Genomic DNA, 25,069 nt, shown 5'->3' with positions numbered 1-25,069 from the left:
TTTAAACTTGGGGTCATCATACGGATTGGATGACAGCGACGATGGATCGAACAGGGATCGCGGCTTTGGTTTTGCTGGCGGCATTGGCCGGCGGTGTGGTGTACAAGGAAACGGGGCGACAACCGTCGGGCCCAGCCACGCGCGGCGGTGGCAGCACTAAGGTGGTGGTGGCGCCAGCCGAGTATCAGCCGATGCAACGTCAGGTTGAGGCGCTGGGGACCGTTAAGGCGCGTGAGTCGGTGTTGGTGGCGGCGCGGATCACCGAGCGGGTGCAACAGGTGCACTTTGATGATGGTGATCGAGTCCGTCAGGGCGCGTTATTGGTCACGCTGCGCGACGCGGAGCAGCGCGCCAAGTTGCAAGCGGCGCAAGCGAATCTGCTGGAGCAGCAACGCGAGTATCGCCGCATTGAGGGGTTGGTCAAGGCGCAGACCGTCGCCAGTAATGAGTTGGATAAGCTGCTGACGCGCATTGATGTGGCCAAGGCCACGCTGGCGCAGTATCAGGCCGAGCTGGATGCCCGCTATATTCGTGCCCCCTTCGATGGCCTGCTGGGCTTTCGTGAGATCAGTCCCGGCGCCCTAGTAACGCCAGGCACCACACTGACCACCTTGGATGATCTGGCGGTGGTTAAGCTGGATTTCACCATTCCTGAGCGTTTCCTGTCTCAGCTCACTCCTGGCAATGAGGTGCAGGCGCGGGCGGCGGCTTACCCTGAACAGGTGTTTCGCGGCAAGGTGCGGGGGATCGACAGTCGAGTCGATCCTCAGACCCGCGCCGTTGTGGTGCGGGCCGAATTGGCCAACCCGGATCTGCAGCTGCGCCCCGGCATGTTGATGACCTTGTCGCTGGTGGTGGAGCAGCGTCACAGCATTGTGGTGGCGGAGTCGGCGCTGGTGCCCCGTCAGGACAAACAGTTTGTCTATGTGGTGGATGGCGAGCAGAAGATCGAGCAGCGCGAGGTCGTGCTGGGGCTGAGGCGCAAGGGTGAAGTGGAGATCCTATCGGGATTGGCCGCGGATGAAGCCGTGGTGATCCTCGGTACTCAATCGGTGCGTCCGGGACAGGCAGTGACAGTGGAGCTGACTGAGCGCTTTGGCGTGACGCCAGCGATGGCGGAGGCGAGCTGATGTTACTGACGGATCTGTCGGTTCGGCGCCCGGTGTTTGCGTCGGTGATCAGCTTGCTGTTGATCGCTTTTGGTTTGGTGGCGTTCGACAAGCTGCCGCTGCGGGAATACCCGAGTATCGATCCGCCGGTGGTGGATATCCGCACCAACTACCGCGGCGCGTCGGCCGCGGTGGTGGAGAGCCGCATTACCCGCCTGATCGAGGATCGAGTGTCCGGGGTGGAGGGGATCCGCGATATCGTCTCCTCCAGTCGAGATGGTCGTTCGTCGGTCACCTTGGAGTTTGATATTGAACGCGACATCGATGCGGCGGCCAACGATGTGCGGGATCGGATCTCGCGCATTCTCAATAATCTGCCGGAGGAGGCGGATCCACCAGAGATCAGCAAGGCTTCCGGCAGCTCGGAGGTGATCCTCTGGCTCAATCTGGTGTCGGATCGACTGGATAATCTGGCGCTGACGGATTTTGCCCGGCGCTATCTGCAGGATCGCTTTTCGGTGCTCGATGGCGTTGCCAACGTTTATCTGGGTGGCGCTAAGAGCTATGCCGTGCGGATCTGGGTGGACCGGCAAAAGCTGGCGGCGCGGGGACTGTCGGTTAGCGACATTGAGTCGGCGCTGCGGGCCGACAATGTCGAGTTGCCCGCTGGTTATATCGAGTCGGAGGATCGGGTGTTCTCGGTGCGGGTGCAGCGCAGCTTTCTGGAGCCGGAGGCGTTTGCTCGTCTGGTGATCGGCGCCGGGGCGGACGGCTACCGGATCCGCCTGTCTGACGTGGCGAAGGTGGAGCTGGGGGCCGATGAGGAGCGCTTGCTGTTTCGTGGCAATACCCAGGACATGATCGGGATCGGGGTGACCCGCCAGTCCACCGCCAACACCCTGGATGTGGCGCGGGCGGTCAATCGCTTGGTTGATGAACTCAATCAGACCCTGCCGGATGGGATGGAGATCAAACGATCCTACGATTCCTCGGTGTTTATTCAGGCCTCGGTGGATGAGGTGTACCGCACCCTGTTTATTGCGATGGCGTTGGTGATCGCGGTGATCTATCTGTTTCTGGGCAGCGTTCGGGCCATGCTTATCCCGGCGCTGACGGTACCTGTGTCGCTGATCGGCACCTTCATTGTGCTCTATGCGCTGGGCTTTTCCATCAACTTGTTGACGCTGCTGGCGCTGATCCTCGCCATTGGCATGGTGGTGGACGACGCCATTGTGATGCTGGAGAACATTCATCGCCGCATCGATGCGGGGGAGCCGCCACTGCGCGCGGCTTTCCTAGGTGCCCGGCAAGTGGGCTTTGCCATCGTCGCCACCACCTTGGTGTTGATCGCCGTCTTTCTGCCCATTGGGTTTCTGGAGGGCGATCTGGGCAAGTTGTTCCGTGAGTTTTCCATTGCGATGTGCGCGGCGGTGATCCTGTCGTCTCTGGTGGCGCTGACGCTCAGTCCGATGATGGGCTCAAAACTGCTGCGCAAGGTGGAGCAGCCGCCCTGGATGGTGCGGCAGATCGAGCGGGGCATGGTCCACCTCAAGGCCTATTACGGGCGCTTATTGCAGTATTGGGTCAAACGGCCGGCACTGGTGATCACCGTCGTCGTCGCGGCACTGGCGGGCAGCGGCTGGCTGGCACAACAGTTGCCGAGTGAGTTTTCGCCCAAAGAGGATCGGGGCTCGATGTTCGTGGTGGTCAACGGCCCGGAAGGGGCGACCTTTGCGTTTATGCAGGCGTATATGGCGGAGATCGAGCGGCGATTGTTGCCGCTGGTGGAGGCGGGCGAGATCAAGCGCCTGTTGATCCGGGCGCCCCGATCCTTTGGTCGTACCGAGGATTTTTCTGGTGGCATGGCCATTGTTACGCTGGAGGATTGGGGCGAGCGTCGCAGCGCGTTTGCGATCGTCAGTGACATCCGTCGACGCCTTGCCGATCTGTCCGGGGTGCGTGCGTTTCCCGTGATGCGACAGGCGTTTGGCCGCGGGGTGGGCAAGCCGGTGCAGTTCGTGATCGGAGGCGGCAGCTACGAGGAGCTGGCCGAGTGGCGTGATACCTTGTTGCAGCACGCGGTGGATAACCCCGGTTTGTTGGCGCTGGATCATGACTATAAAGAGACCAAGCCCCAGTTGCGGGTGGTGATCGATCGTGAGCGCGCCGCCGATCTGGGGATCACGGTCAGTAATATTGGCCGGACGCTGGAGTCGATGCTGGGCTCGCGTTTGGTGACGACCTTTGCCCAGCGGGGCGAAGAGTATGATGTGATCATCGAGGGGGAGCGGGCGCGGCAGAACACCGCGGCGGATATGGGCAGTCTGTATGTGCGCTCGGATCTGACCGGTGAGCTGATCCCCTTGGCCAATCTGGTGCGGATCGAGGAGTTTGCTGATGCGCCGCGACTGAACCGCTTTAATCGCCTGCGTGCCATCACCCTTGAGGCCAATCTAGCCGAGGGTTATACCCTGGGCGAAGCGCTGGGCTATCTCAATGGGTTGGTGGCCGAACATCTGCCGGAGGAAGCCAATGTGAGCTATAAGGGCGCCTCACGGGATCTGCAGCAATCCGGCTCGGCGGTGATCTTCATCTTTGCGCTGGCGCTGGTGGTGGTGTTCTTGGTGCTCGCCGCCCAGTTTGAAAGCTATATCCACCCCTTTGTGATCATGCTGACGGTGCCCTTGGCGACCTTCGGCGCGCTGCTCGGGCTGTACTTCACCGATCAGAGTCTCAATATCTATTCGCAGATCGGGATCATCATGCTGGTGGGGCTGGCGGCCAAAAACGGCATTTTGATCGTCGAGTTTGCCAACCAGTTGCGTGATCAGGGGCGGGCCTTCGATGCGGCGATCCTTGAGGCGGCTCAGGCGCGGCTGCGGCCGATATTGATGACCGGGATCACCACAGCGGCAGGCGCTATTCCTCTGGTGCTCGCCTCCGGTGCTGGGGCCGAGACCCGGTTTGTGATCGGTGTGGTGGTGCTGGCGGGGATCACGGTGGCGACGGGCTTCACCCTACTGGTGATCCCGGCGGTCTATCATATGCTGGCCAGGCACACCAACAGTCCAGAGTTTGTGACGCGTCAGTTGGAGCAGGAGTTGGCGGTCGACAATACGCTGCTGTTTAAGAAACGCGGCTAACGCTGGATGTGACAGAGACAACAAGGCCCCGTGTAAAAACGGGGCCTTGCCGTTTTTGGGGATAGCGTTATTTCGTGGGGATCAGGGTGTCGTGATCGTAATCACAGTGGAGCAGTTCACACAGCTGATGGGTACGGCCATGATCTTTCATGCTGTGGGTGTCGTGCAGGGGATCGTTTTCTGGACGGCAGTTGGGCTCAAACTGGGAGCGCTGGCTGGGGGCTTCGATGATGGAAGCAAACATCTTGATGCGGTGCAGGCAGGTCATAGGGACTCCTTGGAAAAAATTTTTGACGGTATTTGATAACCTCAAATGTCTGTGTGCAATACAAATGTAACAAACATACGCTAGGCCTGCCAGTGATCGGCCTCAAATATTCCTTGTTTGTCATAAAGATGCAATATTCCCCTGCTAGAGGGGCAAGGAGAAAAAGCGCTGAGGTGGTCGTGAGCAGGCACAGAAGGGCGGTAGGACGGCTCACCCGGATGTGAGCCGAAAGGGAGAATGAGATAGGGGACGTTTAGTCGTTGTTGTCCCAGCTGTCTTTGTCCCACTCTTTTTGCTGCTGTTGTCGCTCGGCGATCTTCGCCTTTTGCTCGGGCGTCAGTTTACTCTTGGATAGGAACGGCGGCAGCTTGATGTGGGCCGTTTGCTTTAGCAGCATGATGTTGCTGATGATCACCCCAATAACAACGGCGATCAGCAGCCAGAGTTCCCATTTATCCATGATCTCGCCTTGGTCTTGTCGTCGGATCTTCAGTGTACGCTTTTTCCTTGCTCGGCCCTAGCGTCATGGCCCAGCCACTCGAGCCAGTCATTCACGCTGATGCAGCGCACGCCTCGCTGCGCCATCTCCTGTAGATTGGCGTCGATGAGCGCATCTGATCGCGCTGAACAGCCATCACTGAGCAGGGTGACGGGATGGTTTCGCTGGAGTGCGTCGATGACGGTGCTGCGAAGGCAGGTGGGTAACGGCGTACCGCAGATCACCAACTCCTTGTTGGGGTGATCGCTCAAATGGCTGGCGAGCTCCGTCCGCTCAAACGCACTGCCTCTTGGTTTATGGATGACCATTTCATCCGCCTTGGGTTGCAGTTCGGGCACTGGGCTCGCTCCCCAGCTCGTCTCGATGCAGGCCGTCGGTCGGTGTGACTGAGGCTTAGGCTGGGTGGGGCGCTCAGGCGGTTGCCGGTGGACATGGATCACCAACCAGCCTTGGCGGCGGGCGTGGTGCAGGGCGGTGGCGATCACGCTGACTGAAGGCAAGGCACCGGCGACACAGGCACTGCCATCCGGCGAGACGAAGTCTTGCTGCATCTGGACGATCATCAAAGCGGGCACGAACGCTTCCTTTAGTTTTCACTCGCATTGTCTGGCATTTGTATCATATTTGCGCTGAGTTCGCTGTCAGGCGTTTGCGGCCTTAAGGCGGTTAATCTCTCTAGCAGTTGCTGTTGGTGGTGTGGGAACTCTGCCGTAAAGGCTCGGGCATGCTGGCAGTGGTGCAGCGCCCAAAACGATTTCTCAGTTTGCGCGGCCTGAAACAGTCGGCGTCCTCGCTCGAGCGAGATCAGATCGTCGTCAACACAGTGGCTGATCAGCAGGGGCAAGTCGTCCAGTTGCTTGATGGTGTCAATGGGTGAATGGCTATCGTCGATCAGTGCTCGGGCAAGTTGGGCGGGTAGAAAGGCAAAGCGGTAGTCTGAGATCACGTCGTAGGCCAGCTTAGAATAGGTATCAAATGAGCTGATCGATGATCATCAGGTCAAAGACGGCTTCGAGATTTTTTGATGCCAGAAACGGACTACGAGATCCGGTTGTTGTGCTGATAGCCGCCAGCGTTGATACCGGATGGCGAGACACCTCTTTCAGGCGGCCAAAAACTATGATCGATCAGTGAGACAGTTCGTAACTGTCCCAAAAAGCGACAGTTGCCTGTCACTCAAGCACGATGACATGGCCTCTTGTGTGTCGGCGCGGTTATGATGAAGCCCTATTGATTTCAAAGAGCTGCTCGAGATGATCCCAGATCCCGCCCTCAACCCCGGCCTGATGATGCTGCACAGCAACCGCATGGAAGATTTGCGTGAGCTGGTGGTGCAGTGGCTCAAACGCTACCCCCTGGCACCACTGGAGGAGGAGATCTTCCTGGTACAGTCCAACGGCATGGCCCAGTGGCTCAAACTGGCCATGGCCGCCGATGAGGGGCTGGGGATCGCTGCCGGGCTGTCGCTGCAGATGCCGTCGCGGTTTATCTGGCAGATCTACCGCAGCGTGCTGGGCGAGGATGCGGTTCCCAAGGATTCGCCGTTTGATAAGCCCCAGCTGCGCTGGCGTTTACTGCGGCTGTTGCCGGATCTGCTGGATGATCCAGACTTTGCCCCGCTACAGCGCTTTTTGAGCGACGATGCCGACTTGCGCAAACGGGATCAGCTGTGCGAGCAACTGGCAGATCTGCTGGATCAATACCAGGTGTATCGGGCCGACTGGCTGATGGCCTGGAGCGAGGGGCGCGATGTGGTGCTCAGTGCCGCGGGGTTCGAGGTTGATGTGCCTGTCGAGCAGGCGTGGCAACCTAAGCTGTGGCGCGCCATCCTGGCGGACTTAGACGAAGTGGATCGGATCAACAGCCGCGCCACCCTGCATCAGCGCTTCCTTGAGCGGATCGCCAGTGGCGAGGCGCCTCAGGAGTTTGCCAGGCACTTGCCACGGCGGTTGGTGGTGTTCGGCCTCAGCGCTTTGCCGCAGCAGAGCATCGAGGTGCTGGCGGCGCTGGCCCCCTATTGCCAGGTGTTGTTGTGTGTGCAAAACCCCTGTCCCCACTACTGGGGCGATATCATCGAAGACAAGGAACTGCTGCGCCAAAGGCTGCTGGCGCCGCGGCATCGGCGCAAACCCGGCTTGCCGGAGCAGTTGGATCCCGCCCTGCAACACAACCTGGTCAATCCCCTGCTGGCGGCCTGGGGCAAGCAGGGCAGGGACTACATCGGCATGCTCTATGAGTACGATCAGCCCGAGCTGTATCAGGGCCGCTTCGATCGCATCGATCTGTTCGTCTCGCCGCTAGAGGGGGCTGAAGGGGAGGGCAAGCCAAGTCTGCTGCGTCAACTGCAGGCGGGGATTTTCGAGCTTGATCCCGTGCCATCGCCCCCCCGTGCCATCGCCCTTGAGGATGACTCGGTGCAGTTTGCCCTGGCCCACAGCCGCCAGCGCGAGGTGGAGGCACTGCAGGATGCACTGCTCAAGCGCTTTTGCGCCGATCCCGGCCTGCGGCCCACGGATGTGATCGTCATGATGCCTGACGTCAGCGCCTACGCGCCTCATATCCAGGCGGTATTTGGCCAAGTGTCACGGGACGATCCCCGTTTCCTGCCGTTCTCCATCGCCGATCTGCCCGAGCGCGGCTTTGACGTGCTGGTGCTGGCGCTGGAGGCGCTGCTTAACCTCACCGACTCCCGTTTCGCCGTCTCCGAGCTGCTGGATCTGCTGGCGGTACCGGCGTTGCGGGCCCGCTTCGCCATCGATGAGGTCCAGTTGCCACTGTTGCAACGCTGGGTCGAGCAGGCTGGCGTACGCTGGGGGCTGGATGCCGAGCAGCGTCACAGCCTGGCACTGCCCGATGACTTAAGTCAGAACACCTGGCACTTTGGCCTGCAGCGCATGCTGCTGGGCTACGCCGTCGGACGCGGGGAGCCCTGGTCCGGGATCGAGCCATTTGATGAGATCGGCGGGCTGGACGCGGCGCTGGTGGGCAGCCTGTCCCGCCTGCTCGCCGAGTTGGGGGCCTTGTGGCAGGCGCTGCAGCAACCCCGCTTGCCCCATGAGTGGGTCAGCCTGTTGCGCGATGCCACCACCCGCTTGTTTGCGCCCCAGGATGAACACGAGCAGCAACTGTTGCTGCGTCTGGAGGAGGCACTGATCCAGTGGCAGGAGCGCTGCGAGCAATCCCAACTGGATGAACCCCTGCCGTTGACCGTGGTCAAGCCTGTGTGCTTGGCGCCCTTTAGCGATGGCGGCGTCAGCCAGAAGTTCCTCGCCGGACGCATCAATTTCTGCACCCTGATGCCGATGCGGGCGATCCCGTTTCGTCAGGTGTGCTTGCTGGGGATGAACGATGAGGATTACCCCCGCAGCCGGCCACCGATGGATTTCGATCTGATGGCGGATCGCACCCTGGGCGTCTCTGCACGGCCCGGGGATCGCTCCCGCCGCGAAGACGACCGCTACCTTTTCCTCGAGGCGCTGCTGGCGGCCCGCGACGGCCTCTACATCAGCTACCTGGGCCGCAACGCCCGGGACAATGGTGAGCGCACCCCGTCCGTACTCTTGGGCCAGTTGCAGGATCACATCAAACAGGGTTATCGCCTGGCGGGTGACGAGGAGAGTGGCAGCGCCCTGCTGGCTCACCTTACCGTTACTCATCCGCTGCAGCCCTTCAGCCGCCGCTATTTCGACGGCAAGGATCCACAGCTCACCACCTTTTCCCGGGAGTGGCGGGCCATACACGAAGGGCACAAGGCCAGTGAGCCCGTGTCCTTGTCGCCCTGGCAGCCTGAGGCGGCCATCGGCCTGGCGGAGCTGGCGGCGCTGTTTAAAGATCCCGTGCGCCTATTGCTGACCCGGCGACTGGGCATTTGGTTGCAGAGTGACACCGACACCGCCGACGATCTCGAGCCCTTCGCCCTGGACGGGCTGGAGGCGTACCACATTCGCAATGAACTGATGAGCACCCTGAGCGCGGCGGCAACCCAGGAAGAGGATGAGCGGCAGGCACGATTACAAACACAGATAGACCGGTTGCGCGGACGCGGCAAGCTGCCCATGGGGGCTTTTGCCGACTTGGCCAGCGAGGGGCTGGCCAAACCTGCCCTGGCGGCGTTTGAGCGGGCCCAGGCTCAGCTGCAGGGCAGTGAGCCGGTGGAGGCACTGGAGTGTTACCACAAGACGGGGACGCTGGAGTTAGCGGCCTGGCTGACGGATCTGCGGCAAAACCGCGACGGCCTGTTGCGATTGGAATGTGAGCCCAAGGCCCTGAGCGATGCCAAGGGGGAGCTGAAAAATCCCCTGGCGTTGATCGGCCTCTATCTGGCCCATATTGCGGCCTGTAGCGAAGATAAAGTGCTCACCAGTTTCTACGCCGGCAGTGACAGCTTATGGCGGATCGAGCCGGTGGAGGGGGCCGAAGCCCGTGCGCAGTTGGATGGTTATCTGGCCCTGTACCAGCAGGCGATGGATGCGCCCCTGCCTGTGGGTCCCCGGGCCGCTTTGGCCCTGCTTGGCGGCAAGGAGCCGCAACCGGCCTTCGACGGTGGCGGATTTGTTATGGGGGATCGGGATAGAAGCCCCTATATCGCCCGTCAGTTTGCCGATTTCTTCGAGCTGGATGAGGCCCGTTTCGCCGAGTTGGCGGAAGAACTGTACGGCCACCTGCTGGCCACCCTGAAGCGCGTCGAGGAATGAATTCGATGACCCACAGTGAAACCCATACCCCTACGGAGCTCAGCACTGGCGCCGCCCCTGAGATCCTGCAGCCGTTGCGCTTTCCCCTGGCAGGCACCCGATTGATCGAGGCCAGTGCCGGCACCGGCAAGACCTTTACCATCGCCGCGCTCTATCTGCGCCTGGTGCTGGGCCACAGCCATGAAAAAGGCGGCAATGACGAGCCGCGTCCCCTGAGCCCGGAGGAGATCCTGGTGGTGACCTTCACCAAGGCCGCCACCGAGGAGCTTAAGGATCGCATTCGTCAGCGTCTGGTGGAGGGCGCCGCCTGTTTCCGCGGCCTGTCCGAGGGCGATGACTATCTGCAGTCCCTCAAGGCCGAGTTTGAGCCCGCCGAGCACCCGCGCTGCGCCCTGTTGCTGGATCTGGCCGCGCAGTTGATGGACAACGCTGCCATTCATACCATCCACGGCTGGTGTCAGCGCATGCTGCGCGAGCACGCCTTCGACTCGGGGGCCCTGTTCGATACCGAGATGGAGACGGACAGCAGTGCCCTGCTGGAGCAGGCGGTGCAGGATTACTGGCGCAGTCAGTTCTACCCGCAAAACCGCGAGACCCTGGTGGCGGTCCGCGAGCTGTACGGCTCCCCCGAGGCGCTGCAAAAGGCGGTGCGTCCGCTGCTGGGCTTGGCGGCTGGGGGCGGACTCAAGCGCGAGGCCGATCCCTTCGAGCTGGTGGCCAAGCGCAACGCTGCCGTGGCCCGTTGTAAGGATCTCTGGCGCATCGAATGGCCGCAGTTTTGTGAGCTGTTCGAGCAGTCGCTGGCCCAGGGCTGGGTCAAGAAGAATATGGTCAAGCCGGAGCAGTTGGGCCGGTTAGAGGCCTGGCTCGACGGTGATGGGGCGCTGCCGCTGGATGGCCGTGGCGCGGTACTCAGCCGCTATACCCCGGGCGAGATGGAAAAGGCGCTGTCGGCAGCGGGCAAGAAGCAGGAGCGCTCGTTGGCCGAGTCGCCCCTGCTGTCGGCGCTGGAGAACCTGATCCGGGAACTGGACAAGTGGGATCTGAAACCGGCCCTGCTGATCGACGCGGCGCTCTGGATCCAGCAGCGGATCGAGGCGGCCAAGCAGCGCCTGGCCCAGCTGGATTTTGACGATCTGATCCAGCACCTGGGCCGGGCCTTGCAACAGCCGGAGCAGGGTGATCGCCTGGCCCAGTTGATCCGGCGCCAGTTCCCGGTAGCGCTCATCGACGAGTTTCAGGATACGGATCCCACTCAGTATGGGATCTTCCAGAAGCTCTATCTGGCTCAGCCGGATACGGCGCTGTTGATGATCGGCGATCCCAAACAGGCGATCTACGCCTTCCGCGGCGCCGACATTCACACTTACCTGCAGGCCCGCCGTGACACCGCCGGACGCCATTACACGTTGGACACCAACTATCGCTCCACTAAGGCGATGGTGGCCAGTGCCAATGCGCTGTTCGAGCTGGGCCACCGCCACCCCCGCAACACCTTCCTCTATGGCGAGGAGATCCCCTTCGAGCCGGTAAAGGCCAAGGGCAAAGGCAAGAGCCTGCAGTTTGAGGGTGAGGTGCATCCGGCGCTGACCCTGTGGTGGGACGAGAACCCGGATAATGTCTGGAATAAACAGATGTATCTGGCGCGCCAGGCCAAGGGCTGTGCCGATCGGATCACCGCCATGCTCAATGGCGCCCAAAGTGGCACCACGGGCTTTGCCGAGGGGGACGCGCTGACACCGCTGAAGGAGTCCGACATCGCCATCCTAGTGCGGGATTTTACCGAGGCGCGGGCGGTGCGCTCGGCGCTGGCGGCCAATGGCGTGCGCTCGGTCTATCTGTCGGACAAGGATTCGGTGTTTGCCAGCGAACAGGCGCAGGATCTGATCTTCATCCTCGAAGCGGTGGCTCACCCGGAGCGGGAAAGCGGCGTTAAGGCGGCGCTGGCGACCCGCACCCTGGGATGGGACTGGGCCCAGATCGACAGCCTGAACGACGATGAGCTGGCCTGGGAGTCGCTGCTGGAGCAGTTTCGTAACCTTCGCCTGTGCTGGCAGGGGCAGGGGATCTTGCCGATGATCCGCCAGGTGCTGGAGCGGTTCAATGTGGCGACGCGGGCGCTGAGCGATCCCCGCTCCGGCGAGCGCAGCCTGACCAACCTGCTGCATCTGGCCGAATTGTTGCAATCCGTGTCCGGCCGCTTTGACGGAGAGCTGGCGCTGATCCGCTACCTGACCGAGCAGTGCGAGTCCGGCGGTGAGCTGGGGGACGATCAGATCCTGCGGCTGGAAAGCGACGCCGAGTTGGTCAAGGTGGTGACCATCCACAAATCCAAGGGGCTGGAATACCCCGTGGTGTTCCTGCCCTTTATTCTCGGCTACCGCCAGGCCAGCGATCAGAATGGCTTGCTGTTCTATCGCGACAAGAACAATGACAAGCAGCTGACGTTCAACGCCGATGACGAGGCGCGGGAGCGGGCGGACTTCGAGCGATTGGCGGAGGACATTCGCCTGCTCTATGTGGCCATGACCCGGCCCAGCTTCGCTTGCTACCTGGGGCTGGGGCCACTGAAGCTGGGCCAGCGCGGCAAGCGCGGTGAGCCCAACACCCACCTGGGTGCCTTGGGCTGTCTGCTCGGAGCCGGGGCGGCCCAGAGCAGTGAGCAGTTGCTTACCGAGCTGCAGGCGTTGGCCGGTTCTGATCTTCAGGATGTGGCGGACGCTGGCAGCGGCATCGTATTGGCGCCGCTGCCCGAACCTGAGTTTGATCGCTATATCGGTGCGGCGCAGGAGGGCACATTGGCCCCGGCGCTCACGCCGCCGAGCCGCGCTCCCCGGGCCTGGTGGATCGCCTCCTATTCCGCGATGCTCAGGGGGATGAGCCATGGCAACGAGGCGGGGCCGGATCCGCGCAGCGAGCAGCTGCTGGAGATCGCCGACGAGGCCGAGCAAACGGCGCCCAGCGCCGAGCTTCTACCCGCCGAGGGCAGTATCCACGCCTTCCCCAAAGGGGCGGCGCCGGGCACCTTTCTGCACGATCTGTTCGAGTGGGCCGCTGAGCAGGGGCTGGCCAAGCAGGGCAGGGGCTTTGCTGGGATCGATCCCCAGGCCTTGACTCAGGAGATCGATCAGCGTTGTGAGCGCCATGGCTATGCCGGCCAGGAGACCATGCTGCTGCCCTGGTTTGAACGGGCCCTGACCGTGCCCATCCCGTTGCCCGGCGGCCAGGCGCCCAGCCTGCTGGAGCTAGAGCAGGTGCAGGCGGAGCTGGAGTTCTGGATCGCCACCGCCCGGGTGGATACCGAGCAGATCGACCGTCTGGTGACCGAGGCGATCTGGCCCGGCGAAGCCCGTCCGGCGCTGCAGGGGGTGACCCTCAACGGCATGCTCAAGGGCTTTATCGATCTGACCTTTTGCTACCAGGGCCAGTTCTTCGTGGCCGACTACAAGTCCAACTACCTGGGGCCGGATGAAAGTGCCTATACGCCCCAGGCGATGCGTGAGGCGATGTTGGCGCACCGCTACGATCTGCAGGCGGCCCTGTATGGCCTGGCCTTGCACCGGTTGCTGGCGTCGCGCCTGCCGGACTACGACTTTGACCACCATATGGGAGGTGCCGTGTACCTGTTTCTTCGCGGGCTGGATCCGGATCGTCCGGGCAACGGGGCTCTGACCCTGGCGCCGGACAAAGCGCTGATCCTGGCATTGGACAGCTTGTTTCGCGAGGTGAGCCATGTTGCCTGATCTGCACTCCTCCATCGCCACCCTGTCCGCCCCGGTGCTGCCGCAGCTGGACGCCTACGTCGAACTGCGCTGGCTGCGGGCGCTGGATCTGGCCTTCGCCCGCCTGCTGGCGGCCGAAGCACCGGACACCCCAGATCCTGTGCTGCTGTGTGCCGCTCTGGCCAGCCATCAGCTGGGCCGGGGCCATATCTGCCTGGATCTGACCGGCCTGCTGGGCGCACCTGAGGCCTTGCTCTCCCTGCCACCGGAGGGCCGGGAGTGGGAGGCACAAAGCCGGCCGGGCCAGTGGCTGGCCGATTGGCGGCTCGACGCGCTCGAGGCGCAGCTACTGGCCTCGGATCTGGTGGATGGCGATGAGCAGGGCTGTGCGCCTTTGGTGCTCTCCGGCGATCGCCTCTACCTGCGGCGCTATTTCGAGTACGAATGCCGCATCGCAGGCGTATTGAAGGCTAAAGTGGCCCAGCGCTTCGCGTTGCCGGATGATCTCCCTAAGCGGCTGGCAACCCTGTTTGATCCCCTAAAAGACGCTGCCGAGCTGGCAGGCGAGACGCCCCATTGGCAAAGCATCGCTGCGGCGCTGGCGGCACGGGGCGGCGTAACGGTGATCTCCGGCGGACCGGGCACGGGCAAAACCACCACCGTGGTGCGCCTGTTGGCCCTGCTGCAGTCCCTGGCATTGGAAGCTGCCGAGCGTGGTGAGGGCAGTGAACGGGGTCTGCGCATCGAGTTGGCGGCGCCCACCGGCAAGGCGGCGGCCCGCCTGTCGGAGTCGCTGGCGGCGACCCTGTCGGGCATCCGTGCCGGCACGGTGGCGGAGATCCCGCCGGAAGTGGGCGCGCTCATTCCTGCGGAAGCGGGAACCCTGCACCGCTTGCTCGGTGCCCGGCCGGATACGCGGCACTTCAAACATCATGCCGGCAACCCCTTGCATCTGGATCTGCTGGTGGTGGATGAGGCCTCCATGGTGGATCTGGAGATGATGGCGGCACTGCTCGACGCGGTCCCGCCCCATGCCCGGCTCATTCTGCTGGGAGATAAGGATCAGCTCGCCTCGGTGGAAGCCGGCGCCGTGCTGGGGGATCTCTGCCTGCACGCGGGCACCGCGCGCTATCAGGCTGATACCCGTGGTTTTGTCTTTCGAGCGACTGGGGTCGATCTGGAGGACTGGCAGGGCCCGGGCGGGGCACTGGAGCAGCAGATAGTCATGTTGGCCAAGAGTCACCGCTTCGATGCGAAGTCGGGCATTGGCCAGTTGGCCTTTGCGGTTAACGATGGCGACATGGGGCGGGTGCGCCAGGTGTGGCGCCAGGGCTTTGGCGATATCGGCTGGCTGCAGCCCAAGGAGGGACGGGATCCGGCCCTCAAGGCGCTGGTGTTGGCGGGGGAACATGCCCACCTGCACCCCAAGGGAGAGAGCCGTCCGTGTGGCTATCGCCACTACCTGGAGGTACTCCAAGAGGGCAGGGGCCAGGACAGCGAGGCCTGGTGCCGCAAGGTATTAACCGCGTTCGGTCGCTTCCAGCTGCTGTGCGCGGTACGCGATGGCGACTGGGGCGTCGAGGGAATCAATGCCCAGGTCGCTCAGTGGCTGGCGCAGGCGGGTCTCATCACCAGCACCGAGGGGTGGTATGCCGGCCGGCCGGTGATGATGACGCGCAATGACTACAGTCTGGGACTGATGAACGGCGATATCGGGATCTGCCTGCCCTTTGAGCAAGATGGCGAGACGCTGCTTCGCGTGGTGTTCCCCCTGGCCAGTGGTGCCCTTAAGCGGGTGCTGCCGTCGCGCCTCAACTCGGTGGAGACGGTGTATGCCATGACAGTGCATAAGTCCCAGGGCAGTGAGTTTCAGCATACGGCCATGGTATTGCCGGAGCGGGGCAGTCCGGTATTAACCCGGGAGCTGGTGTACACCGGCATTACCCGAGCGCGGGACTGGTTCACCCTGGTGGCGCCCCAACCGGCCCTGTTGTCGCAGGCGGTGTCACTGCGCACGCAACGCGCCAGTGGGCTGGCGGCGCAGTTGATGAGCAGCTAGGGGATCTTATGGCAGCGGTTTGCGGCCGCTGAAATCGGCTGGGTTGTCATGACGCTTGGGTTTTGAGAGGTTAAGGGAGCGGTCGATAACCTTGGGCAAATGATGCGGGAGAGACTATGGAGTCAGCGGGACATGAGCTTCGGCGTGAGCGCGTCGCCTGTTTTGAGCTGATCGTTTGGCAAGACGATCTGTTTGAGGTGCTGGTGGATGCCGAGACGGAGATCTCCGCCAGCCAATGTGACGCCATCAACGCGCACTGGCAGTCTCGTACGCGGCCTTTTGTCCTATTGCTTAGCTGTTCTCAGCCCTTTTCATACAGCTTTGAGGCCAGCCGTCGTCTCGGTAATAGCCCGATGCAAGGGATGTTGGCGGTTTATTGTCCTAACTCGGTCAGTCGGTTATCTCAGGAGGTCGCCATTGGGGTGAATCGGTCTGAGCATGATCATAAGATCGTACGGATCTTTGAGCAGCGAGATGAGGCAATGGCATGGTTGCAACTCGGACTGGAGCAGATCCGATGTGCAACGCGCGTTGATGTTCAGCCTGCCCAAGCGGCTAAGTAGAGGCCGAGCCCTATTCCGATCACCACGGTCAGAGAGCGAGCGGGAGGCCAGTCACCGATGTAGAAGATCGGGTGAAGGAGCCGGGTGATAAAGAACAAAATGGCGGGGGTAGTCAGTGTTTGTGGGGGGACTTCTCGTAATAGGGCGGCCAGCACACAGGCACTGAAGAAGCCAAGTGCTTCCCAAGCATTGCGTTGCGAAGCGGCGATCCGATGGGCCTTGTTTTCCAAGCGTGCGTCTTGCTGGCGCGGGTGGTGCATGTCTATCCCGCCAAGGTGTTGCCTTTTATAGAGGCCGTTGTAGCCGGCTAACAGATAGGGCAGCAGGGCTAAACAGATCACGACGAGAACAACGGTGGCCATAAGCGGCTCCGGCGGCTGAACTTTGTCTGAGTATAGAAGCGTTTGGATGATGGCGTCTTGGGCGCCGCAGATCTGAGGTCTCGCTGACATGATGCAGAGAAAAATGCCGCAGCGGGTTCAGCCGCTACGGCAATAAAAACTTCGCCTTTGATTTTGGTTCTAACCGCGCCTTTCCCCTTAAAGAGACGGTACGTTGGCGAATGCAAACACGGTATCTAACTCACCGGCAAAAGTCCGCTGAAACTGAAGCTGGATGTTTAAATTGTGGAGAGGTTCACTCTCGTGATAACGAGGTGTGAGCAGCGTCACTGTGGGCGGGTATCGAGGTAAGAAAAAGCCGCTGTGACGGGCATCACAGCGGCTGAGTTGGGTTTCGTCTTGTTTATTATCGTATCGTCGCTTTCCCCTAAAAGTTACGACCGTGGGGACGAATGCGCGCAGAATAAACAGATGGTGAAGAGATGTCCGTTTTTATTTCGTTCTGTGGTCATTTTTGCGTATTGGTTCACGCAGTGCGGGGCGGGGTGTGATCTGTGTGGGTGTTGCTGGGTGCTGGATTCCGGGGAGTGCGCGTGGTTTTTACCGCTAAAGTCGATATAATCTCGCGATAAATTTTAGGGGTAGTATGTTTAATGGCAGTTGATTTTCGCACGTTTTTCAAAGGAATGGCGATGGGGGCGGCGGATGTCGTGCCGGGCGTTTCCGGAGGCACCATCGCCTTTATTAGTGGGATCTATGATCGCCTGTTAGAAAGCATACGCCGGATCAATCCGTCGGTACTGGTCAAGTGGCGCCAACAAGGGTTTGCCGCCGCCTGGCAGCATATCAATGGCACCTTTTTGGTGACGCTGTTTGCCGGGATCGGGACCAGTATTCTGTCCTTGGCGCGGGTGATCTCCTATCTATTGGTGGCACACCCGATCCCACTGTGGAGCTTCTTTTTCGGCTTAATCACCATTTCTTTGATCCATATTGGGCGTCAGATCCCGCGTTTTGATCTGGCCAATGGCGCCGCCGCTGCCGCCGGTTTCGGTCTGGCCTGGCTGCTGACGGTGTCCAACCCGCTGATGTTGGAGCCGACCGGATTGAATCTGCTGTTCGGCGGCATGCTGGCCATCTGTGCGATGATCCTGCCAGGGGTATCCGGTAGCTTCATCTTATTGTTGCTCGGGCTGTATGCGCCGGTGATCGGGGCGATTAAGGGCCTGGAGCTCACCACCTTGGCGATCTTCGCGTGTGGTTGCGTGTTGGGGCTGCTGAGTTTCTCCCACGTGCTGTCGTTCTTGCTGCGCCGTTTTCGCAGCATGACACTGGCCTTTTTGTGTGGGCTCATGCTTGGCACCTTGAATAAGGTCTGGCCTTGGAAAGTCGCCTTAACCACCCGCATCGACTCCAGTGGCAATGAGGTGGCGGTGACTGAGCAGGTGTTGAGCCCATGGGCATTTGAAGCAAGCACCGGGGAAGCCGCTCAGATCCTGCTGGCAATGACCGCAGGGCTGTTAGGGTTTGGTTTGGTTTGGGCGTTGGAGCGCTTTGCCAAAGAGCAGGGACAGTAGCACTCAGTATCTGGCACCGCGGGGTGTCAGCATGCTGGGACAATCGACTGGCACAGCGGTATGTTGCTGCCGAGGTCATCAATAAGAGAGCCGACTCTGGCGCTACTGATTGAGCGGCCCATGTCGTTTAACGGCATGTTAGCTAGGTGCAGGAGATCGGCTCCGACACTTGGCTGAGATGCGGCGCATGCCGGAGCTCAGCCAAGTGCTCAGTTATCTGGTACTGATCGCATCGGCAATTATGTTGGCTGGCAGCTCGTCCTGAGCGATGCCCACACGCGTGCGCGGTATAAAGAACCGGACGGGCCCGAGTGGCCTGTTGACAGGCTGAGTCTTAGTCAACGGCAGTTGGCTTTTTTAGGTTTTACTTCACCCTCGCAACGCTTTTGAGTCGAAGCCATGTTGGCGACGGCAAGTCCTCTCGGTGAAAGCCCTTTTTGTTATAGCCATCGGGTGCGCGTCACGCTGCACTTTGAACTTTGAAACGTCCCACGCTCTGATCCCCTCGCGGTAACGCCGTTCCAGCGTTGTGATAATGTCGGCATGAGATCGCCGATTTAGCTGCGCTGTGTCGTGAGGGAAGGCGATCGCGAAGCGGCGCTCGGACTTCGGGGCGAAAGGCGCGTAGCGGATCCCCCCCGTCGCTGTTGGCAAGAACCAGAGCGATACGGCTCGTGGTTTAGCGTCGTTGAGACCGTGATTTGTAACCATTGGCGTTGCGCACAGGAAGCCGTTTTCCTAGCGCGTGTGTCGAAGGACGTGACTAATCCCCGTTGCATCATGAGACAAATTCAACAGTGACTTCGCTTGCCCACTTTGGCTCCATTTGTGTCACGATGGCCTTGCGCTGCTGAGAATACACACATAAGCCAGAGGATTATCAAACAGTGATCTGGCCTGTGAGTCGGCCTGCGCAAAAAAGACGCAGCGCGCAGAGCCAGCTGTGCTGCGGGAGGAGATAGTTATCCACAGAGTTAATCCCAGATTTTGTGGGTAACCTGGTTCGGCGGTGGAAAGTCACAAAAAGCCTGATATATAGTCAGTTACCCACGCAGGTGCTTGCTCTCGGCGGGAATAATGATGCACCATTAAAGCATAACTATACATTTTGGAGTGTTTGGGATGGAAGCAGTGAAAGTGGCCATTGTCGGGGGAACCCATGGCAATGAGTTTTCCGGGATCCAACTGATTAAGCAATGGCGCCAGGATCCGTCCTTATTGGCGCAGCTGGGCATTGAGTTGGACTTGGTTTGGTCGAATCCCAAGGCGCATAACGACAACCGTCGTTATCTGGATGTGGATCTCAACCGTCAGTTTGAACCCGCTCGATTGGCGGATCCCAGCCTGCGTGATTACGAGGCGTTGCTGGCCAAATCACTCGATCAGCAATTGGGTCCCAAAGGGGCGGCTAAGACGGATCTGGTGATCGATCTGCACAACACCACCAGTCATATGGGCCCGACCTTGATCCTGATCGACACCGGTCTTTGGGAGCGACAGCTAGCGGCGTTCGTCAAAAGTCGGATGCCCGAGGCGGTGATCCTGCTTGAAGACACCAAAACTCCGCAGGAGTGGGGATATTTGTGTTCGCTCGGAAAGCGGGGAGTGATGGTGGAAGTGGGGCCTCAACCCCAGTCAGTGCTGCGTCAGGAGGTGCTGGATCAGATGGCGCTGATGACGCAACTGATCGTCGAGTTTGCGGCGCTGGAGCGCGCTGAACGCCTACCTGACTTACCCGCAGAGACCCAAGCGTACCGCTATGTTGAGACTCGCCAGTTGCCGCTGGACAGCGACGGGCAACCGCTGGCGATGATCCACCCTCGGCTGGACGGCAAAGATTTCGAGGCGTTGTCGCCGGGAGAGCCGATCTTCCAGTTTTATAATGGCGAGGTGGGGTACTTTGACAGTGAGGTGATTATGTATCCTCATTTTATTAATGAGGCGGCTTACTACAACAGTCATAACGCCTTCTCTTTGGCAGAGCGTTGTGTCTTGACGCTCGAAGCCTGAACAGATGAATGAGCGATCGGCCTGTCCGTGCCGATCGCCATTCACCTTCTTGTCGGCGTCTGTTGGGGGGCGTTTGCTCTGTCGACATATCGTCATACATAACTTTACGTTTTATCCCTTGAAATTGGTTCGGAACGACCCAATTATTGCTCCATATCAGCGTGACAACGCTGAAGCGCAATTTAGGAGAAGTAATGAAGCGTATCGTTCTATTTCTGTTGACCAACCTGGCCGTTATGCTGGTGTTCTCGGTCGTTCTGTCCATTTTGTTGTCCGTGTTTGGTGTTCAGTACCATAGTGTTGCTGGCTATGGCATGGCTGCGGTATTGGTTGGCATGTCCGGCTCGATGATCTCTTTGGCAATGTCGAAGACGATGGCGAAGAAGGGCATGGATCTGCATGTGATCGAACAGCCGCAGGATGAGATGCAGCAGTGGCTGGTGGATACCGTTGCGCGTCAGGCTCAGCAGGCGGGGATCAAGATGCCGGAGGTGGCGATCTACTCCGCACCCGAGATGAATGCTTTCGCGACCGGTCCGAGTAAGAACAACTCTCTGGTTGCGGTATCGACGGGCCTGATGTACGGCATGAACCGCGACGAAGTGGAAGCGGTTCTGGCACACGAAGTTAGCCATGTAGCCAACGGTGACATGGTGACCCTGGCGCTGGTTCAGGGCGTGGTAAACACCTTTGTGATCTTCATTGCTAAGTTGATCGCCGGTCTGGTCAGCGGTGCGTTGAGCAGCGATGACGAAGAAGGCAGCGATTACAGCTTTATGACCTTTATGGCGGTGGAGATCGTCCTGCAGATCGTCTTCGGCATGTTGGCCTCTATGGTGGTGATGTACGTCTCCCGTCAGCGTGAATTTAAGGCGGATGCTGGCGGTGCGGCATTGGCCGGTCGTGAGAAGATGGTTGCGGCATTGGAGCGTTTGCGCCACGGTCAGGAAAGCACCATGCCACAGAATATGGCGGCGTTTGGGATCAGCGGTAAGAAAGGCTTGTCTGAGCTGATGATGACCCACCCGCCACTGGAGCAGCGTATTGATACCTTGCGCCGTGGTGCGTAAGCGTTATTGATGTGTAAAAAAGCGACCTTCGGGTCGCTTTTTTTGTGATAGGGCACAGCTCCAGCTCATGTGCCTAGGCTGTTGCCAAGTTGTGACTTTGCCTCGCTTGCGCTAGTTTAGTCTGGTGTGAGTAACGAAGAGCCGTTGGCTCTAAAAAGGAGCAGAGGATGAGAAAGTGGTTGATGTTGTTATTCTGCTGTAGCTTTGCCGTCAGCGCCGTTTCGGCTGAACTATTGGCGGATATGCATGCAGATATGGCTGGGTGTGAGTCGTGCCACGAAGATGGAGAGCCATCGAGCGATTTTGCCTTTGAAAATGAACAATGCCAGACCTGTCATGGTGCAATGACAGAGCTGGATGGTGAGCATCATGCCATCCACGATGGGATGTTGGTGTGCTCCGATTGTCACAGTCCGCATGAAATGGAAGTGGGCCAGCAGCCAGGCTGTGATGATTGCCATGATGATGGCCGTACGCCATAACCGCGAACAGCGCAGATCTTAATAAGCCGGTGGTTTCGCCGGCTTTTTTGATCGGTGTGCGACATGATCTCGAGTCGAACGCCATGTTTGTCATTTAGAGCAACCCTTTAGTTCGATTGCCTTTCTCTGTGTTTGGTTGAGGCTCGTTGCGTCTCGGATGAGAAACAGTCGGAGGGCGCCGCCCAGCTCCCCTTCCGGCTCCGTTGCCAGTCAGTGCCCTCAAAGGCACCTATCTGGACTGACGCCATCATGATTTACGGCCTCATTGCGCATAGCGCACGCCACATGTGATAAGTCGGCCCGATCACTCTATAACCCTCAGTATCGATACGGTACGCGTTGGCTTGAATGCGGCGCAAACCAGAAGCGGGGCCACGCCGATCGGTTTGTTCATTGGACTCACTTCTTTTTGAACGTAATTGTGCAACCGCTTAAAAATTATCGTTTTAGCGGAAAAATTGAGATCCAACCAACGGTTTAGATTCACTTGCCCTGATAAAGTCTGCGCTGCCCCGAGAAATCGATGAGTTTGATCGGCCGACCGTTTCGGGGCCGATCTCTCGGGTTCAATTGTGTGAGGATGAGAATATGTTTAAGAAGTTGCTGGTTGCCGTTTTCGGTATCGGTATGGCGTTCGGTGCGGCTGCATCTATCGCAGACAACCACGCTGACATGGGCGGTTGTGAGTCTTGCCACGCCGACGGCATGCCGTCTGCAGATCTGGCCCACGAAGCGGAGCAGTGCGCTGCTTGTCACGGTGGTTTGGCCGATATGGACGCTGTTCACGCTGCGCACGACGGTATGATGACCTGTAATGATTGCCACGTGTCTCACGAGCATGAGTCTGGTGCTGACGCCAACGCTTCTTGTGACACTTGTCACTAAGAGCCGCGTCTGATAAAACGCCGACCTTAGGGTCGGCGTTTTTGTTTGTCTTCTTATTACTCTTTGTCGCCAGCTCGGCCTAGAATAGCCGGCTATTCAGGAGGGCGTATGCAATACCCAGTCAATGAGATCTTTGAAACGCTACAGGGCGAAGGCTATTTCACCGGCGTTCCTGCGGTATTTATCCGGTTACAGGGTTGCCCGGTCGGCTGCAGTTGGTGTGATACCAAGCACACTTGGGAGTGTGCCGCCGAGCTTAAAGTTGAGCCGGACCAGGTCATTGGCGTGGCTAGCGAGCAAGGCCATTGGAGTGAGTGGTCGCTCGAACGCGTGCTCGCGCATCTGCAAAGTGGTCAATATCACGCGCGCCATCTGGTGATCACCGGCGGTGAGCCGTGTCTGTACGATCTGACGCCTTTGACCCAGGCGATGACCGAGGCAGGATGGCAGTGCCAGATCGAAACGTCAGGGTGTTTTGCCGTCCAAGCGTGTCCGAACACGTGGGTGACCGTCTCCCCGAAGCAGGGGATGAAGGGGGGAATGGCCCTGGACAGCAGTGCGCTGCTGCGTGCTAATGAGATCAAGTATCCGGTCGCGACCGAGGCGCATATTGACAGCTTGAAGCAGCTACTGGCTCAGCTTCCTGATGACGCCAATCGAGTTGTCGCACTGCAGCCCATCAGCCAGTTGCCGCGTGCTACGGCACTCTGTATCGAGCAGTGCATTAAGAACAACTGGCGACTATCGGCTCAGGTGCATAAGTATCTGGCCATTGCCTAATGGCGAGCGAGTAAAACAAAACAGGCAGCCTCTGGTTGCCTGTTTTACGTTTGAGATTCACTCGCCGCGGTAGCGGCAACCCGAAGTGCAGGTCTCCATGATCTCGACCCCACTCAACTCAGGCAGGTCCGGTTTGAGCTGCTCCCAGATCCAGCGGGCCAGAACCTCGCTGGTGGGGTTTTCTAGCCCAGGGATGTCGTTGAGATAGTGGTGGTCCAAGCGCTCCCAGATCGGCTTAAAGGCCGCTTTGAGATCGCTGAAATCCATGATCCAACCGGTATGTGGGTCAACCTCGCCGCTGATGCAGATCCGCACCTTAAAGGAGTGGCCATGAAGGCGTCCGCACTTATGCCCCGTCGGAACATGGGGCAACTTATGGGCCGCTTCAAAATAAAACTCTTTGTAGATCTCTGTGGCCATTGCCTTACCCTCATTTCAATCAGGCGGGGAGTGTGCCACGGTATCTCTTGGCTGACAATATTCAGGGTTGAGTGGCGTTACGTGTGGCCAAACAGACAGTTCGGAATATCCGTATTCAGTGGCAGGCTATAATCGACTGGTTTAAGTAACTGAATTCATGTAGAACTGCCTCTAATTATTTTATCGAATACCTGCAGGAGAAAAATGTGAAGAAAACACTGTTGGCAATGGTCTCTGTGGCGACTGTGGGCTTAGCGGGTTGCGGAGCGCCTGAGGCCGTTTGGGTACACGACAGTAAAGATAATCAAGGCTTTATGACGGATCGTGATTTCTGTAACCGTCGTATCGACCCGAATCAGGCAGGATTTAAAGAGCGATTTGAAGGCTGCATGACCCAGTTTGGTTGGCGCCAAGAAAGCAAATAATGAAAGAGGCCTTGAGCCTCTTTTTTTGTACCTACAGGGGCGTGTTGTTATCTTGATGTTATACGCATCAAGGAGTTCCTATGAAGCCACTTCCTCTATCCGAGCCAGAGCGGCAAGTGCTGCATGATAAAGCCACCGAGGCACCATTCAGCGGTCGGTTTCTCTATCTCGAGTCAGGCGGTCTTTATCGCTGCCGCCAGTGTTATGCGCCGCTGTACCGCTCTGACAGTAAGTTTGATGCGGGCTGCGGTTGGCCCGCGTTTGATGATGAGATCGAAGGCGCGATCCGCCGCCAGTGCGATGCTGACGGACGTCGAACTGAGATCCTGTGCCGATCCTGCGGTGGGCATTTGGGCCACGTATTTGAAGGCGAACGACTGACTGATACCAACGTCCGACACTGCGTTAATGCGCTGGCACTCGAGTTTGCGCCTGAGTGCGATAACAAGGAGGAGATCGCTGTGTTTGGTGGAGGCTGCTTCTGGTGTCTTGAGGCGTTGTTCCAGCGGGTGGTCGGGATCTACGAAGTGCTGAGTGGCTATTGCGGCGGTGAGCCTGAGACGGCTCATTACCGTACGGTGTGCGGTGGTCAGTCCGGCCATATTGAAGTGATCCAGATCCGGTTTGATCCTAGTCAGCTCAGTTTTGGTCAACTGCTGGAGTTGTTTTTTGATTGCCATGATCCCACCAGTGTTGATCAGCAAGGCGCAGACAAAGGCAGCCAGTATCGCAGTGCGATCTTTTGTCAGAATGTGCGTCAGCGGCGTGCATCCGAGGCTTACATTCAGCGTTTGCAGCAAGGGGAGCTCGGCCACAACCGGATCGTAACCCAACTGCTGGATCCGTCTCGGTTCTACCCCGCTGAGAAAGAACATCAGGATTACTTTGAGCGCAATCCACAACAGCCTTATTGCGCGGTGAATATCCAGCCCAAGCTCGTCCGGCTGGCACAGAAATATGCCGATCGGATCCGTCCGCTCTGACTTGAGCAAAAGCGTGCTGATTGGCGAACGGGAGAAGGA

Annotated in this window: 20 protein-coding genes; 14 read left to right on the top strand and 6 right to left on the bottom strand. The window is 59.4% G+C overall.

Going from position 1 to position 25,069, the window contains the following annotated elements; translation table 11 throughout:
• The first annotated feature begins 41 nt into the window (after nt 1-41).
• Nucleotides 42-1,130 (top strand): efflux RND transporter periplasmic adaptor subunit, encoded by a 1,089-nt coding sequence (locus ABEA08_RS06790; protein WP_345334537.1) that lies wholly within the window; start codon nt 42-44, stop codon nt 1,128-1,130.
• Nucleotides 1,130-4,252 carry an efflux RND transporter permease subunit gene (locus ABEA08_RS06785; RefSeq protein ID WP_345334536.1) on the top strand — a complete coding sequence of 1,041 codons (3,123 nt, stop codon included), beginning with the start codon at nt 1,130-1,132 and terminating at the stop codon, nt 4,250-4,252. Before ABEA08_RS06790 ends, ABEA08_RS06785 begins: the two co-directional genes overlap by 1 nt.
• Nucleotides 4,253-4,319: 67 nt before the next feature.
• Here ABEA08_RS06785 and ABEA08_RS06780 read toward each other — a convergent pair whose 3' ends face one another.
• From ABEA08_RS06780 to ABEA08_RS06765, 4 genes are all read right to left on the bottom strand, one after another.
• The gene (locus ABEA08_RS06780; protein WP_345334535.1) at nt 4,320-4,520 is read right to left on the bottom strand and encodes a hypothetical protein; all 201 of its coding nucleotides are present in this window, start codon (nt 4,518-4,520) and stop codon (nt 4,320-4,322) included.
• A 253-nt stretch (nt 4,521-4,773) separates the two neighbouring features.
• The gene (locus ABEA08_RS06775) at nt 4,774-4,980 is read right to left on the bottom strand and encodes a DUF2897 family protein (protein ID WP_345334534.1); all 207 of its coding nucleotides are present in this window, start codon (nt 4,978-4,980) and stop codon (nt 4,774-4,776) included.
• Between the two features lie 29 nt (nt 4,981-5,009).
• Complete coding sequence (locus ABEA08_RS06770) at nt 5,010-5,594, bottom strand: cysteine hydrolase family protein (RefSeq protein WP_345334533.1); 585 nt, start codon at nt 5,592-5,594, stop codon at nt 5,010-5,012.
• Between the two features lie 11 nt (nt 5,595-5,605).
• Nucleotides 5,606-5,965 (bottom strand): hypothetical protein, encoded by a 360-nt coding sequence (locus tag ABEA08_RS06765; protein ID WP_345334532.1) that lies wholly within the window; start codon nt 5,963-5,965, stop codon nt 5,606-5,608.
• A 307-nt stretch (nt 5,966-6,272) separates the two neighbouring features.
• Here ABEA08_RS06765 and recC point away from each other — a divergent pair, with 307 nt between their 5' ends.
• The 4 genes from recC to ABEA08_RS06745 all read left to right on the top strand — a co-directional run bounded on the left by recC (nt 6,273) and on the right by ABEA08_RS06745 (nt 16,057).
• Nucleotides 6,273-9,713: an exodeoxyribonuclease V subunit gamma gene (gene recC / locus ABEA08_RS06760; RefSeq protein ID WP_345334531.1), complete on the top strand. Its 3,441-nt coding sequence runs from the start codon at nt 6,273-6,275 to the stop codon at nt 9,711-9,713.
• A gap of 5 nt (nt 9,714-9,718) precedes the next feature.
• Complete coding sequence (gene recB / locus ABEA08_RS06755) at nt 9,719-13,456, top strand: exodeoxyribonuclease V subunit beta (protein ID WP_345334530.1); 3,738 nt, start codon at nt 9,719-9,721, stop codon at nt 13,454-13,456.
• On the top strand, nt 13,446-15,494 hold the full coding sequence (gene recD, locus ABEA08_RS06750; RefSeq protein ID WP_345334529.1) for an exodeoxyribonuclease V subunit alpha: 2,049 nt from the start codon (nt 13,446-13,448) through the stop codon (nt 15,492-15,494). The genes recB and recD overlap by 11 nt, the downstream gene beginning before the upstream one ends.
• 116 nt (nt 15,495-15,610) lie before the next feature.
• On the top strand, nt 15,611-16,057 hold the full coding sequence (locus ABEA08_RS06745) for a hypothetical protein (protein WP_345334528.1): 447 nt from the start codon (nt 15,611-15,613) through the stop codon (nt 16,055-16,057).
• Here ABEA08_RS06745 and ABEA08_RS06740 read toward each other — a convergent pair.
• Entirely contained in the window at nt 16,033-16,419 is a 387-nt protein-coding gene (locus tag ABEA08_RS06740; RefSeq protein WP_345334527.1) for an MAPEG family protein, read from the bottom strand. The two genes, ABEA08_RS06745 and ABEA08_RS06740, sit on opposite strands and share 25 nt — an antisense overlap.
• Before the next feature lie 632 nt (nt 16,420-17,051).
• On the opposite strand from ABEA08_RS06740, the gene ABEA08_RS06735 reads away from it, so the two are divergent.
• The 6 genes from ABEA08_RS06735 to queE all read left to right on the top strand — a co-directional run bounded on the left by ABEA08_RS06735 (nt 17,052) and on the right by queE (nt 23,202).
• Nucleotides 17,052-17,975: a polyprenyl-phosphate transporter gene (locus tag ABEA08_RS06735; RefSeq protein WP_345334526.1), complete on the top strand. Its 924-nt coding sequence runs from the start codon at nt 17,052-17,054 to the stop codon at nt 17,973-17,975.
• A 1,122-nt stretch (nt 17,976-19,097) separates the two neighbouring features.
• On the top strand, nt 19,098-19,985 hold the full coding sequence (locus ABEA08_RS06730) for an aspartoacylase (RefSeq protein ID WP_345334525.1): 888 nt from the start codon (nt 19,098-19,100) through the stop codon (nt 19,983-19,985).
• A 194-nt stretch (nt 19,986-20,179) separates the two neighbouring features.
• Nucleotides 20,180-21,055 (top strand): protease HtpX, encoded by an 876-nt coding sequence (htpX, locus tag ABEA08_RS06725; protein ID WP_345334524.1) that lies wholly within the window; start codon nt 20,180-20,182, stop codon nt 21,053-21,055.
• A 167-nt stretch (nt 21,056-21,222) separates the two neighbouring features.
• Nucleotides 21,223-21,537, top strand: coding sequence for a cytochrome c3 family protein (locus ABEA08_RS06720; RefSeq protein ID WP_345334523.1), 315 nt, complete (start codon nt 21,223-21,225; stop codon nt 21,535-21,537).
• A gap of 588 nt (nt 21,538-22,125) precedes the next feature.
• Nucleotides 22,126-22,422 carry a cytochrome c3 family protein gene (locus tag ABEA08_RS06715; protein WP_345334522.1) on the top strand — a complete coding sequence of 99 codons (297 nt, stop codon included), beginning with the start codon at nt 22,126-22,128 and terminating at the stop codon, nt 22,420-22,422.
• Nucleotides 22,423-22,530: 108 nt separating this feature from the next.
• Nucleotides 22,531-23,202 carry a 7-carboxy-7-deazaguanine synthase QueE gene (gene queE / locus ABEA08_RS06710; protein WP_345334521.1) on the top strand — a complete coding sequence of 224 codons (672 nt, stop codon included), beginning with the start codon at nt 22,531-22,533 and terminating at the stop codon, nt 23,200-23,202.
• 57 nt (nt 23,203-23,259) lie between these two features.
• Here the strand turns inward: queE and queD are convergent, their stop codons facing one another.
• Entirely contained in the window at nt 23,260-23,622 is a 363-nt protein-coding gene (gene queD, locus ABEA08_RS06705) for a 6-carboxytetrahydropterin synthase QueD (RefSeq protein WP_345334520.1), read from the bottom strand.
• 206 nt (nt 23,623-23,828) lie between these two features.
• Between queD and ABEA08_RS06700 the strand changes: the two genes are divergently transcribed.
• Together ABEA08_RS06700 and ABEA08_RS06695 are read left to right on the top strand one after the other, a co-directional pair.
• Nucleotides 23,829-24,047: a hypothetical protein gene (locus tag ABEA08_RS06700; protein ID WP_345334519.1), complete on the top strand. Its 219-nt coding sequence runs from the start codon at nt 23,829-23,831 to the stop codon at nt 24,045-24,047.
• An 80-nt stretch (nt 24,048-24,127) separates the two neighbouring features.
• On the top strand, nt 24,128-25,030 hold the full coding sequence (locus tag ABEA08_RS06695; RefSeq protein WP_345334518.1) for a bifunctional methionine sulfoxide reductase B/A protein: 903 nt from the start codon (nt 24,128-24,130) through the stop codon (nt 25,028-25,030).
• Nucleotides 25,031-25,069: the final 39 nt, after the last annotated feature.

It is taken from the genome of Ferrimonas pelagia (assembly GCF_039543565.1).
Taxonomy (GTDB): domain Bacteria; phylum Pseudomonadota; class Gammaproteobacteria; order Enterobacterales; family Shewanellaceae; genus Ferrimonas; species Ferrimonas pelagia.
Note: the sequence above shows the minus strand (reverse complement) of the source record. Positions and strands in the feature narration are given on the sequence as shown.